The 11,954-nt window shown below is 66.0% G+C and carries 13 protein-coding genes; 5 read left to right on the forward strand and 8 right to left on the reverse strand.

Going from position 1 to position 11,954, the window contains the following annotated elements; all coding sequences use genetic code 11:
* Nucleotides 1–17: 17 nt before the first annotated feature.
* Nucleotides 18–1,259 carry an ABC transporter substrate-binding protein gene (locus GAA2_RS11165; RefSeq protein WP_024499289.1) on the reverse strand — a complete coding sequence of 414 codons (1,242 nt, stop codon included), beginning with the start codon at nucleotides 1,257–1,259 and terminating at the stop codon, nucleotides 18–20.
* Nucleotides 1,260–1,451: 192 nt separating this feature from the next.
* Between GAA2_RS11165 and GAA2_RS11170 the strand changes: the two genes are divergently transcribed.
* Nucleotides 1,452–1,670 carry a hypothetical protein gene (locus GAA2_RS11170; RefSeq protein WP_024499288.1) on the forward strand — a complete coding sequence of 73 codons (219 nt, stop codon included), beginning with the start codon at nucleotides 1,452–1,454 and terminating at the stop codon, nucleotides 1,668–1,670.
* Between the two features lie 81 nt (nucleotides 1,671–1,751).
* Here GAA2_RS11170 and GAA2_RS11175 read toward each other — a convergent pair whose 3' ends face one another.
* A complete protein-coding gene (locus tag GAA2_RS11175; protein ID WP_024499287.1) occupies nucleotides 1,752–2,564 on the reverse strand; it encodes a hypothetical protein in 813 nt (270 codons plus the stop codon).
* A 150-nt stretch (nucleotides 2,565–2,714) separates the two neighbouring features.
* Complete coding sequence (locus GAA2_RS11180) at nucleotides 2,715–3,260, reverse strand: YceI family protein (RefSeq protein ID WP_024499286.1); 546 nt, start codon at nucleotides 3,258–3,260, stop codon at nucleotides 2,715–2,717.
* 66 nt (nucleotides 3,261–3,326) lie between these two features.
* On the opposite strand from GAA2_RS11180, the gene GAA2_RS11185 reads away from it, so the two are divergent.
* Nucleotides 3,327–4,127, forward strand: coding sequence for a crotonase/enoyl-CoA hydratase family protein (locus tag GAA2_RS11185; protein WP_024499285.1), 801 nt, complete (start codon nucleotides 3,327–3,329; stop codon nucleotides 4,125–4,127).
* Between the two features lie 43 nt (nucleotides 4,128–4,170).
* Here GAA2_RS11185 and GAA2_RS11190 read toward each other — a convergent pair whose 3' ends face one another.
* Entirely contained in the window at nucleotides 4,171–5,748 is a 1,578-nt protein-coding gene (locus GAA2_RS11190; RefSeq protein ID WP_024499284.1) for an FMN-binding glutamate synthase family protein, read from the reverse strand.
* A 214-nt stretch (nucleotides 5,749–5,962) separates the two neighbouring features.
* On the opposite strand from GAA2_RS11190, the gene GAA2_RS11195 reads away from it, so the two are divergent.
* A complete protein-coding gene (locus GAA2_RS11195; RefSeq protein ID WP_024499283.1) occupies nucleotides 5,963–6,367 on the forward strand; it encodes a VOC family protein in 405 nt (134 codons plus the stop codon).
* A gap of 5 nt (nucleotides 6,368–6,372) precedes the next feature.
* Here the strand turns inward: GAA2_RS11195 and GAA2_RS11200 are convergent, their stop codons facing one another.
* Both GAA2_RS11200 and GAA2_RS11205 read right to left on the reverse strand, forming a co-directional pair.
* Nucleotides 6,373–7,128: a DUF6319 family protein gene (locus GAA2_RS11200; protein ID WP_024499282.1), complete on the reverse strand. Its 756-nt coding sequence runs from the start codon at nucleotides 7,126–7,128 to the stop codon at nucleotides 6,373–6,375.
* Nucleotides 7,129–7,243: 115 nt separating this feature from the next.
* Nucleotides 7,244–8,077, reverse strand: coding sequence for an SDR family oxidoreductase (locus GAA2_RS11205; RefSeq protein WP_191834948.1), 834 nt, complete (start codon nucleotides 8,075–8,077; stop codon nucleotides 7,244–7,246).
* Between the two features lie 175 nt (nucleotides 8,078–8,252).
* On the opposite strand from GAA2_RS11205, the gene GAA2_RS11210 reads away from it, so the two are divergent.
* Entirely contained in the window at nucleotides 8,253–8,456 is a 204-nt protein-coding gene (locus GAA2_RS11210) for a zinc-ribbon domain-containing protein (RefSeq protein WP_024499280.1), read from the forward strand.
* A gap of 80 nt (nucleotides 8,457–8,536) precedes the next feature.
* Nucleotides 8,537–9,046 carry a MarR family winged helix-turn-helix transcriptional regulator gene (locus GAA2_RS11215; protein WP_024499279.1) on the forward strand — a complete coding sequence of 170 codons (510 nt, stop codon included), beginning with the start codon at nucleotides 8,537–8,539 and terminating at the stop codon, nucleotides 9,044–9,046.
* A gap of 25 nt (nucleotides 9,047–9,071) precedes the next feature.
* Here GAA2_RS11215 and GAA2_RS11220 read toward each other — a convergent pair whose 3' ends face one another.
* Together GAA2_RS11220 and GAA2_RS11225 are read right to left on the reverse strand one after the other, a co-directional pair.
* On the reverse strand, nucleotides 9,072–10,097 hold the full coding sequence (locus GAA2_RS11220; RefSeq protein ID WP_024499278.1) for an SDR family oxidoreductase: 1,026 nt from the start codon (nucleotides 10,095–10,097) through the stop codon (nucleotides 9,072–9,074).
* Between the two features lie 23 nt (nucleotides 10,098–10,120).
* Nucleotides 10,121–11,878: a glycoside hydrolase family 15 protein gene (locus GAA2_RS11225; protein WP_024499277.1), complete on the reverse strand. Its 1,758-nt coding sequence runs from the start codon at nucleotides 11,876–11,878 to the stop codon at nucleotides 10,121–10,123.
* Nucleotides 11,879–11,954: the final 76 nt, after the last annotated feature.

Consider the following 11,954-nt stretch of genomic DNA (forward strand, 5'->3'; position numbering starts at 1 on the left):
GTGAACGTTCGCCGTGTTCAGACGAGCTTCGGGTCGACGAGCTCGCCGTCCTTGAAGGTGACGATGATGCCTCCGCTGCCGCACACCGACGGCATGCCCGGCATCGCCTTGCCGTCGCAGGTGAACGTCAGCCCGTAGCCGGCTGGGAGCGGAACATCCTTGGTGCTCTTGATCGCCGCGGTCAGGGCGGCGGGTGAGGTGTCGGTGCCCTGCACCGACTCGGTTGCGCGGACCAGGCCGAGCATGCCCTGATAGCCGATGATCGCGAAGCCCTCGATGTCGGTGTCGGGCGCGTACTTGGCCATGATCGCCTTGTAGAGCTGGGTCTCCGGGTCATCGGAGTTGATGACCGAAGCGGTCGAGACCTTCGTGTCGTTGAGATTCTCGGCACCGACCGCCTCGACGACCGCCGGATCGGAACACGGCTGGATGGTCATCTTTTCGGCGGTTGTCGACACCGTGCTCAAGGCTTTGAACACCGATGTGCAGAGGGTGGATTCACCGATGACCACCACACCGTCAGGCTTGTCTCCCAGGCCGGCACTCACCTGCGGGGTGGCGTCCGGGGTGCCCGGCGGGATCGGCACGACCTTGAGGTTGACTCCCGCGGCCTGGAAGGCGGGTGCGCCCATCGCCTGGACGCCGGCAGTCGCTGCCGGGACGTCGATCACATAAGCCGTCACGTTCTTCATGCCCTGTTGGGCGGAGTACTTCGCCATCGAGGTCATGGCACCGGGCAGACCTGCGGTCCACATGAAGGCGCCCGGAGTGGTCAGCTCCGACGACGCCTGACCGGCCGCCGAAACGTAGGGGATCCCGGCACCGGTGATGATGGGAACCATCGAATTTCCCTGGCCGCTGCTGGTCATGAGGACTGCAGAGACCTTCGCCTCCACCATCTTGTTGGCACAGTCGCGGGCCTGGTTGGCGTCTTCGCCTTGCTTGCAGGTGACCAGTTCGATGGGCCGGCCACCGATGCCACCGAGGTTCTCGTTCGCGTACTGGACGACGGCCTCGGCCGATTCCCGGTTCTCGGGCATCGAGATGGCCTGTCCGCCTTCGTTGTTGATGAGACCGATCTTCACGGGCTCGCCACTGGCCGCATTCCCGGGGAACGAACCCTCCGGCGCGGCGACGCTCTCGGACGCGGAGCCGTCACTGCTGTCGTCGCTGCTACATGCGGCTGTCGCGCTCAGCGCCACCACCGCGATCGATGCGGCCACCATCTTGGCGACGCGCGAGCCTCTGAACGGTTTCATCGATGTCCTTTTCAGTAGGGGATAGAGACGGCGCTGCCGTCCTCGGTCACTTAGATGACTAAGTGGCATTGGGTAACTATATGGCGCCGAGTGATCTGTGTCACCGAATTCGGGTCATGGTCGATTGACCTGGTTCGGTGTCCCCGTTCCTGACGCCGAGATCGCGTATGTCCTGCGAACCCGCACCGGGGTGTGGGACCCGATCTGCGTCGGATCCGGTTCGAGCAGGCCGCCCAAGCTCCACCCGGTGCACGCATCATCGGCCCGGAGGACAACCCGCGCCGCTACCGCAGCCGACTGGCCGCCAGACAGGCACGCCGGCGGGCCGAGCGTGCCCGCAACAGTCAGGAGCGGGAAGCACTCCGCGACGCCGAACGCCGCGACCACCTGGGAAGCCGGCCACCGTTCTGAGGCGCTGTCCGATGGTGATGACGCACAGCTACGACTCTGCCGCGAGGGGAACCCGCCGCGGGTTTCGACGGATCGGCGGGATCAGAAATCGAACCCGCCGCCACCGAAATCGCCGCCACCGAAATCGCCGCCACCGAAATCGCCGCCACCGAAATCGCCGCCGGCATCGCCCCCGCCGAAGTCGTCTCCGCCGAAGTCATCCCCGCCGCCGGCGTCGCCTCCGTCGATGGCGCCCAGGTCCGAACCGTCGCCGACGCCGCTCTCGAAGCCCTGTGCGTCATACGGGACGCCCGCCATGCCGGAGAACATCGCCGAGAACAGGAACATGGACCCGACGCCCCAGGCGCCCGCCACGAGAGCCGGCCGCCACCAGGGCTCCGAATACCAACCGGCCGGGACCGGACGACCGGCGACGCGGCCACCCGGGTAGTAGTTCGGCGTCCGATCAGACGGGTTGGGTGACGCCTCGACCTTGCGTCCTTCGAAGTCGACCTGCCGGTCTTCGGTGACCCTGCCCGCACTCTGCTGACCATCGAGCTCCGGGATGGCCGGACCGGGATCGAGGTTCATCGCGACTCGAGCAGCACGGATGTAGTAAAGGCCTTCGAGGGCCGTCTGCTTGGCCAGTCGCGCCTGCGCGGGCGAGTTCGCCTGCTCGATCTGCGAACCGGCTGCGGTGTACCGCTCCCCCGCATCGGCGAGCGCCTGCTTCGACGCCGGACCATCACCGACCAACATGAACACTTGCCCGCCGAGGCGTTCGATGGCTTGCCGTGCGTCAGCCTTGGCGTCGTCGAGCGTGCGAGCGGCGTTCGCCCCGGAGCGCTGCTGTGCGATCACCACCACCCCGACGACGACCAGGACGACGACGGCGATCAGAATCAGTGCTTCCATGGTTCTCTCCAGCTCGTGCGTGTCCGACGGACTCGTCAGGCTGGAGCCCTTGCGAGGCCTCGGGCCCGGCCGACAAATCGGGCACCTTCGAGCGTACCGATCGGGAGGAGGGGCGGACCGCCGCCCAGTCGGTCCACCTCCACACCACGGTCACCGAGCGCGAGCGACGTCGACGACCACTCGAACGTCGTCGGCGACCTTCAACGTGCCCATCATCAGTGAGTACGGCTTGATCCCGAAGTCGCTCTGAGTGATCGTCGCGTCGGTGGAGATCTGCCGGCCCGCCGCGGTGTCGACGACTTCGAAGTCCAACGAAAGCGGGCGTGTTCGGCCGTGGATGGTCAACGTGCCGTCGGCTCGGTACCCGTGTGCCGTCGCGGTGAGTGCCTCGGATTCATAGGAGATCTCGGGGTACTTGTCGGCGCGCATGGACTTCAAGGCGTTCATACGGGCGAGCGACTTCTCGGCTCCGGTCATCGGGGTGAGTCCGCCCTCGCCGGCTTCTACCTGCATGGAGTCCACTGAGATCGTCGCCGCGATGCGGTTGGGTACCAAGTCTTTCAAGGTCACGACCGCGGTCCATGCACGCATCGCGATCGTCAGCCGATGGCCGGTGCGTGCCGCCGGTCCGGTGACCCCGGTGTGCACCACGACCGAGCCGTCGGATTCGCTGAACTTCCAGACCGATTCCTCCACGGCCGTAGTGTAAGCGCTCGGGTACATGCTCGTGGCCCGACGACAGGTGGAGAGGTGACGAAGATGGTGACTGCACAAAGGATCCTGCTCGATGTCGACGAGGCGGGGGTCGCGACGGTCACGCTCAACCGCGCGGAGAAGCACAATGCGCTGGACCCCGCGATGTTCGACGCGTTGCTCGAGGTGACCGGCGAACTGGCGGCTGATCGTCGCGTGCGGGCCGTCGTCGTTCACGGGGACGGAAAGAGTTTCTGTTCCGGCCTCGACATCTCGTCTCTCGGCGGCGAGGGGTTGGGCGGCTCGTTGCTGGAGCGGGACGACGCCGACCGTGGAAACCATGCGCAGCGGGTGTCTCTCGACTGGCGGCGCGTGCCGGCGCCGGTGATCGCGGTGCTACACGGCAACTGCTTCGGAGGCGGACTGCAGGTCGCTCTCGGTGCCGACATCCGCTACGCGACGCCCGACGCCCGCCTGTCCGTGATGGAGGTGAAATGGGGCCTGGTGCCGGATATGGGCATCACCCAGACGCTTCCCGGGCTTCTTGCGGCCGACGTGGCCAAGGAACTGACCTTCACGGGCCGCATCCTGTCGGGCGCCGAAGCCCACGAGGTCGGGTTGGTCACCGGAATTGCCGACGACCCTCTCGCCCGCGCCATGACGCTCGCCCATGAGATCGCCGCGAAGTCGCCACATGCCGTGCGCGCTGCAAAACGCCTTTACGACGAGACCTGGAGTGGCGTCGATCCGGCGGCGGCACTGTTGCTCGAGAGCACACTGCAGGTCGAGTTGATGCGGTCGCCGAATCAGCTCGAGGCCGTGCGCGCCGGCATGTCCGGACGGGAACCCCGCTTCGCCGACCCGGAGTGAGACCGTCATCCGACCACCGCTCCGTCGATTCGGCAGGTTCTCCTCAGCTCGCGCTCGTCGCCGAAGGTGGAGCCGAACCGCCCTGGCGTTGATCGCTCATCAGACGTGCGATCTCCGCACAGTCGGCGTCCGACGGAAGACCCATACCCGGCGAATACCCGTACACCTCGGTCATCGGTCTGGAGCTCCGCCGCCCGTCCAGGATCTCCACCGACTCGGTGGTGATGAGTCCCGGGTGGTCGACGCCGCAGGCCTGCGCGACCCTGGCCAGGTCCCGGCGTAGCGTCGTGATGTAGTTCGCTGCTCGGGGCGCCTTGTCGTCGGGCGCCAATCCCCTTGTGAGCCAGCTGTTCTGCGTGGCGACACCCGTCGGGCAGGTGTCGGTGTGGCATTTCTGGGACTGGATACACCCGACGGACAGCATCGCCTCGCGGGCGACGCTGACCATGTCGCATCCGAGTGCGAAGGCCTGGACGGCGTTGTCGGGTAGGCCGAGCTTGCCGCTCCCGATGAACGTGATCTGCTGATGAAGGTTCCGCTCGGCAAAAATCCGGTAGACCCTGCTGAACGCGAGGAAGAACGGGAGCGAGACGGTGTCGGCGAAGAGCAACGGTGCTGCACCCGTGCCGCCTTCTCCTCCGTCGATGGTGACGAAGTCGACTCCGCGGTCGGTCGTCGCCATCAGGTCGGCGATCTGATGCCACGAGTCGAGGTCTCCGACCGCGGATTTGATGCCCACCGGCAGCCCCGTTTCGGCGGCGAGAAGTTCGACCCAGTCGAGCATGCTGTCGGCGTCGGAGAATTCGGCGTGCCGTGATGGACTCACGCAATCACGTCCCGCCGTGACGCCGCGCGCCTCTGCGATCTCCGCAGTCACCTTGGGGCCGGGAAGCAACCCACCCAGATTGGGCTTGGCGCCCTGGCTGAGTTTGATCTCGAGCGCGCGTACCGGAGCTTCGGCGACGACGGCTTTCAGGCGGGCGAGGTCGAAACGACCGTCGGCGTCTCGGCAGCCGAAATAGGCGGTGCCGATCTGGAAGACCAGGTCCCCACCGTGACGGTGATAGGGCGAGATCCCGCCCTCGCCGGTGTTGTGGAGCGCGCCGGTCATGGCGGCCCCGCGATTGAGTGCCTCGATGGCGTTCCCGGACAGGGCTCCGAAGCTCATCCCGGAGATGTTGACAACCGACGTCGGACGAAACGCACCCGGTCGTCCACGTGCTGCGCCGACCACCTTCGCGCAGGGCAGAACCACCTCGTGGCCGGCCTCGGGTGCCGAAGCCGGCGCAGACGACTGGCTGAACGTCCGATGTTTGATCACCGGGAATCCGGTCGTGAACTCGACGTCGTTGTCGGTGCCGAACCCGAAGTAGTTGTTCTCTTTCTTGGACGAGGAGTAGATCCACCGGCGTTGATCGCGGGTGAACGGACGCTCTTCGTCGTTGGCGGCGACGATGTATTGACGTAACTCGGGTCCGAACGTCTCGATCCAGTAGCGCGCGTGCCCGATGAGCGGGAAGTTGCGCAGCAACGAGTGCTCGCGCTGAAACAGATCTCGAACGACAACGGCCGCCGCTGTGGTGGCGGCACCGACTACGACAGCAGACCTCTTGCGGCTCATGTGTCGAGTGTTCACCAGACGGGCCGGGTAGCGCCACGAATCACAGAGCCGGGATCCCTATTCGAGGCCGGCGATATACTGATCGACGCGTTGCGTCTCTTGATCCGCTCATCGGCGCGCTGTCCCCGACGACCTCCGGTCTCGCGCAGGTCGCCGTGGAACCGGCTGTCCCTCAACCGAAAACCCAACCTTGCAAGGTCAGGAGAAGGCGACGATGCCGAACTTTCCTGCACTCACCCACGTCGCGATCACGGTCAGCGATCTCGACGCCAGCACTGTGTGGTACCAGAAATTGTTCGACGCCCAGCCTGTTCTGGACGAAGACGAAGAGTCCGGCAATTTCCACCACACGGTCTTCGCGCTCGGCGGTGGAACACTGTTCGGCCTCCACACCCACACCACGAATTCTGGCGGTACGCATCCGTTCAGCGAACTGAACGCGGGACTGGACCATATCGCGTTCGCCTGCACGCAATCCGAACTCGAGGACTGGGTCGCACGCCTCGACGAGGCTGGAATCGAGCACAGCGGAATCAAACACGCGCACTACGGGTCGGGAATCTCTTTTCGCGACCCGGACAACATCGCGCTGGAGTTCTTCGCCCCACCAGCCGGCTGATCGCGTCAGTCGTCCGTGGACTCTCCGTCGAGATGGGCCAGAGCAGCCCGCGCGCTCTCCAACTCGCGGGTGAGCTCATCGATCCGCTCCTGAGCCGCGGCACGCGCGGACTCGATCACGCCGTCGACTGCCGCGACCGCCGTCTCGTCACCCAGTTCGCGCATCGCACGAGCCACCCGGTCTGCGGTCACCTCGGTTGCCTTGCCCTTCCTGCTGCCGTGCGAGACGGACACCGTCCACGTGCTCTCGCCCGCCGATGCCACGGTGACGCTCACCACCGACGCGGTCTTCGGGCGTCTGGGTGCCTTGGGCGGGACGGGTCTCGGCTTCACCGTGTCCGTTTCCGGTTCAGTGCGCGATGAGTGTTCGGCGCGCACCGCAGGTGCCTGGGGTGACTCCGCCTTCGGTTTCTGCGCAACGGGTTTCGGCGCCTGTACGGGTTTCGGTGGCTGCCCGGGATTAGGCGCCGGTGTCGCCCTGGCAGCTCGCTGACGCGCAGAGGAAGCAGAGGTCGCCGCTCGGGTCTTCTGCAACTCGTCGGCCTCGAACGGTAGCTGGTCGTCGACGCCCTTGGGGCTCACCATCACCGTGGATCCGTCGATCGACACGACACGTGCCGATGCGCCCGCGTCGAGCCCCAGCGACGGCATCGGATCGCGTAGGTACACGGTGGCCCGCTTGCCTGCGGCGAGCGCCGCGGAGAGAGATTCCAGATCGTCGGGAGTCAGTCCCGGCCTTCGATGCGAACTCACACCGACCATCTTCGCACACGCGTGCGAAGAGGACACCCCCAGCCGAAGCGGACGGGTACCAGGCCCATCGAAGCGGTCGATCAACTCGTCGGCAGGTGCGCCATACGCGGGTGGAGGTCTGGACTCAGGCGCCGCGGGCCATTGCCAGCATGCCTTTGATGCCCAGTCCTGCCTTGGTGCCGCCGTCGCACAGGATGTCGGTGCCGGTGAGATAGCCCGGTTTGTCGCCGGCGCAGAAGGCCAGCAGTTCCGCGATCTCGTCCGGGCGGCCGAATCGTTTGAGTGCGGCGAACTCCAACAGTCTGGCCGACCCGCTCTTCTCCTCGAGCCGGCCCATCTCGGTGTCGAACGATCCCGGCGAGACGGACAATATGCGGGCACCTCGAGCACCGAACGCACCGGCTCGGTCCGCCGAGTAACGGATGACGAAGTTCTTGCTCAGCGAATAGGCCGAACCGGGATGCATCCTGGCCGGACCGCGGGATGCGTTCGCGATCATCTTGCGGGTGAACTCCTCGACGTCGCGCGTCGCCAGCCGGTAGGTGCGCCGCGGCACCATGACCGACGGCAGCATGTGCCCGGCGATGGACGCGACGTTGACGAGGGCGAATCCCTCGCCGGCGACGGCAAGGGACGCCTCGGTGACGTTGATGGTCCCGACGGCGTTGATCTTGATGATCTTCTCCGCCGACCCCATCTGTGGACTCACCCCGGCCGCGTGCACCACCGCGCGTACGGGCGCGGAGGTCGCGAAGAGGGCCTCCACGGATCCGCGGTCGGTGATGTCGGCGACGACGTACCGAGCGCGGATCCCGCTCGACTCGAGATCGGCCACGGCGGAGGCCAGCGGATCCTCTCTGACGTCGGTGAGCACCACGTCGTGGTCGCGACCCATGATCCTGGCGGTGGCCAGTCCCATCCCGCCGGCGCCGCCGGTCACGATCACCGTCCTGTCCATCGGTGTTGGTCCCCTCTGTTGATATTCGGCGAGCCCAAGCCTAAGGCGTCTCGGACCATGCTGCTGGTCTCCGGGAAGCAGTTGTGGCATGGAACTTCTGAACGGCGAAGCCGCCGGTTCGGGACCAGTGGTGGTGGAAACGGTCGCCACGTCCTCCTTCTGGCACGATGGCAACGTGTTCTTCCTTTTCGGATTCGGTCGCAGGCAACAACATCTCGGTGCGGGACAGACGCGGACCTGCCCGCGATGCCACAACACCACCCAATGGGCCAGGATGCGGGAGTACAGCCAATTCACGCTCTTCTTCATCCCGGTGGCGCGCTGGGGTCGTCGGCAATTCGAGGCGTGTGGCATCTGCGGTGCCACCGTCGCGGCCTGAGCGGTCACATCGGCAACCGCCATCTATTCATGCAGCGTGCAATGCTTGATCAACAGCATGGAATGACAGAAGATGGCTCGATGGACTCCACGTCTGCCCCACCTCGGCGCCGATCGCGCAAGAAGTTCGACAAGCAGGTCGATGCGGTGATGTGGGCTTCTCGTGCACTGATCGGGATCGCCGCTGCCTCGGTCGCGGAGGTGGAGGATCGGGTCAGCATTCCTCAGCTGCGGATCCTCACATTGGTCGCCACCCGGGGTCCGCTCAGTCTCGCAGTCATCGCCGACGAACTCGACGTCGATCCCTCCAGCGCCAGTCGAAGTGTGGACAGGTTGATGAAGGCAGGCCTGCTGGACCGGCGTGATGCCCCTGAGGATCGACGCAGACTGGCGGTGACGGTGACCGCCGACGGCGCCGACCTCGTGCAGACCGTCACCGATCATCGACGTGAGGCCATCGCCGCGGTGCTCAAGAAGCTGAGTGCAACGCAGCGTGACGAACTGACCGTCGCGTTCGATGCCTTCGCCGTCGCGGCGGGAGAGCCGACCACTGACGATTCCCTGACCCTGGTGTGGCCGCTGCACCCGTGAACGCAGCCTTCGGCGTAACCGGGTATCACCTGAGGGCGCGCGATCGCCTGGCCAGTAACGCAACAGTCAGCGAGGCGACCGCGGCCGCGCCACCCGCGACCCCATGGTGACGAGACAGGACGGTCTGAGCACTCGAGTTCTTGGCGCGTCGGTCGAACACCCCGTGCGCGCCGAAGTCGCTTCCGTCCGGGCCGTCCGCCGGCTCCCAGAGGTTCGCCGGCTGGTCGGGATCGCGGGGGCGCGAGGTCTGCTGAGAGTCGAAGCCGGTACGCGCCAGGTACCGATCGAGCAGTCCGGGTGCCAGCGCATTGCCGACGAGAGTTGCCGCGGTGCTCGCACCGACCCAGTATTCACGGCGTTTCGGGTGATCCGCGGCATGGAGCACCGCACGCGCTGCCACCTCGGGTTGATAGATGGGCGGCACGGGTTGTGCATGCCGGGGCAGGCGGGAGAGAACCCACGAGAACTGCGGCGTGTTGACCGCGGGCATCTGCACCATGGTCACGTGAACGTTGCTGTGGCGGTGCAACAGTTCGCACCGGACCGATTCATGGAATCCCTGGATGGCGTGTTTTGATCCGCAATAGGCGCTCTGGAGCGGGATACCTCGATAGGCCAGAGCGGAGCCGACGTGCACGATGGTGCCGCGGTCGGCGGGCAGCATCCGTTTGAGCGCCGACATGGTGCCGTACACGAAGCCGAGATAGTTGACCTCGGTGACGCGCCGGTACTCGGCCGGACTGATCTCGGTGAACGGTGCGAATACCGAGGTGAATGCCACGTTGACCCACACGTCGATGCGACCGAACCGCTCGACGGTTGCCGCAGCGGCGGCTTCGACCGCCTCAGGGTCGGCGACGTCGGTGGGCAGGACGAGTGCCTCGCCACCTGCATCCTCGACCTCACGTGCGGCCGCTGCGAGTCCGACCTCTCCGCGTGCGATCAACGCGACCTTTGCTCGACGATGTCCGTATGCGCGCGCCACTGCGCGTCCGATGCCCGCGCTCGCGCCGGTGACGACCACGATCTGGCGGTGGGGTGGTGATGACATTGCATGTCCTTTCCGTGCGGCGCTCAGGTTGTCGAATCCCAGGGCTGGGCAAGTCGTCTCGCGGTTTCGAGTAGCAACGCGTGGACGAATGCCTGGGGTAGATTCCCGCGCAACTGTCGTTCGATCACGTCGAATTCCTCGGTGAACAATGCCGGAGGGCCGCACGCGGCACGATTCCGTTCGAACCATCGAACCGCTTGAAATGTGTTGCCCTGCTGATGATCAGCGAGTGCCATGAGAAATCCGCACAGCAGGAAGGCGCCTTCGGCTTCGGCGAGCGGGCGATCGTCGTGCCGAAATCGGTAGACATAGCCGTCGCTGCTGAGCGTGGTGCGGACCGCATCCAGTGTTCGTCGGCTCAACGGATCCGTCGCCGGGATCGCTCCCCTGATCGCCGACAGCAGTAGAGCGGCATCGACCCGGTCGTCGTCGGGGGCGCGCTGCCACCGCCCCGATGGATGAGTGCAGCGGTGACGGGCGTGATCGACGAGGGTTTCGGCGAGGTCGAGCCAGCGGTCGCACTGTGCGTGTGGTGCGAAAGGGGCCACGGCGCGTAATCCGGCAGCGCACGTCAGGGTCGAGTGTGTCCAGCGGCGAGTGTCGAGCTCCCAGATTCCGGCGTCGGGCTCTCGCCAGCGGGCTTCGATGGCAGCGGCGGCGGTTTCCACCGCGCGCCAGGATGAGGATTCGAGGCCGTCGTGGCGAGCTGCCGCTGCGAACAACAACAACGCCTCTCCGAAGGTGTCCAGTTGGAACTGATGGTTGACCCAGTTGCCGACGACCACGCTTCCGCCGGGGTAGCCCGGAAGCTCGGCTGTGCTCTGCGAGGGAACGTCGCCGCCATCCGTGGTGTACGCGGGCTTCAGCTTCGAGCCGTCGGCGAGCAACCGATCGCCGACGAAGCGAACCGATGCGTCGAGAAGTGGATGCGTGTCGTACAGGGCCGCCGCCTGACCCGCATAGCACTGGTCACGAATCCAGCAGTAGCGGTAGTCGTAATTCCGCCCTTGCTCGGCCCTCTCGGGTAACGAGGTGGTCGCGGCAGCCACCATTCCCCCACTGCTGCTTGTCAACCCGGTGAGAACGGCTGTCGCGTGTCGTGCGTCCCGGTCGGCAAGGGTGCCTTGGATCGGCGCGACGGCACCGGCCCACGCGTGTTCGGTCCGGTCCCAGAGTTCATCCGGTGTCGGCGGGATGTCGACCAGCGGACGGTCGGAGATCTCCAGGACCAGATCGTGGGTATGTCCCTGAGGTACGTCGAGATGCATCTCCATTCCGGACCGGGACCGAACCGCGGTCGTGGCCCCGCTCCAGCGCAGATGAAGAGGCCCCGCCCGCATGTGCCAGGAGTCGTCGGGGCCGCGCGATGGACTCGACCTTCGGCCCTCGTCCGGTTGCGCTCGGAGGAGTACGCGCAGCGGTGCAGGTCCGTCGAGCGCGACGATCCGGCGCAGGATCACTGCCGTGTGCCGGTCGGCAGGCATCGCGAGAGCCTCGCGGCATTCGACGATCCCCGTGTCGACCCAGCGGCTCCGCCAGATCAACGACCCGTCCTCGTAATAACCGCCCCACACGAACCGGGGCGTGTCGGGTGCGACGACGTAGATCCCGGGCCCGCCGAGCAGCGTGGAGAAAACGGGTTCGGAACCCCATAGCGGTGCGCACATCCACGCGAGATCACCGCGCGGACCGATCAGCGCTCCTCGTTCACCGTCCGCGACCAAGGCATACTCGCGGAGCACATGAGGGGCAACGTCCGCATCTGAGCTGGCCGTTCTCATTGCGTGGACCACGTTCTCCCTCTCGGAACTCCCAGGAACGACTGTGTCGGATGGCGTCTCGCCCTCTCTACCTTGC

The sequence above is a fragment of the Gordonia ajococcus genome, assembly GCF_012974285.1.
Taxonomy (GTDB): Bacteria; Actinomycetota; Actinomycetes; order Mycobacteriales; family Mycobacteriaceae; genus Gordonia; species Gordonia amicalis.

What these genes read in the sequence shown, in the direction of transcription:
- GAA2_RS11165 (WP_024499289.1), bottom strand. Translation starts at nt 1,259, where the DNA reads ATGAAACCGTTCAGAGGCTCGCGCGTCGCCAAGATGGTGGCCGCATCG.
- GAA2_RS11175 (WP_024499287.1), bottom strand. Translation starts at nt 2,564, where the DNA reads ATGGAAGCACTGATTCTGATCGCCGTCGTCGTCCTGGTCGTCGTCGGG.
- GAA2_RS11190 (WP_024499284.1), bottom strand. Translation starts at nt 5,748, where the DNA reads ATGAGCCGCAAGAGGTCTGCTGTCGTAGTCGGTGCCGCCACCACAGCG.
- GAA2_RS11195 (WP_024499283.1), top strand. Translation starts at nt 5,963, where the DNA reads ATGCCGAACTTTCCTGCACTCACCCACGTCGCGATCACGGTCAGCGAT.
- GAA2_RS11200 (WP_024499282.1), bottom strand. Translation starts at nt 7,128, where the DNA reads ATGGTCGGTGTGAGTTCGCATCGAAGGCCGGGACTGACTCCCGACGAT.
- GAA2_RS11205 (WP_191834948.1), bottom strand. Translation starts at nt 8,077, where the DNA reads ATGGACAGGACGGTGATCGTGACCGGCGGCGCCGGCGGGATGGGACTG.
- GAA2_RS11215 (WP_024499279.1), top strand. Translation starts at nt 8,537, where the DNA reads ATGGACTCCACGTCTGCCCCACCTCGGCGCCGATCGCGCAAGAAGTTC.
- GAA2_RS11220 (WP_024499278.1), bottom strand. Translation starts at nt 10,097, where the DNA reads ATGTCATCACCACCCCACCGCCAGATCGTGGTCGTCACCGGCGCGAGC.
- GAA2_RS11225 (WP_024499277.1), bottom strand. Translation starts at nt 11,878, where the DNA reads ATGAGAACGGCCAGCTCAGATGCGGACGTTGCCCCTCATGTGCTCCGC.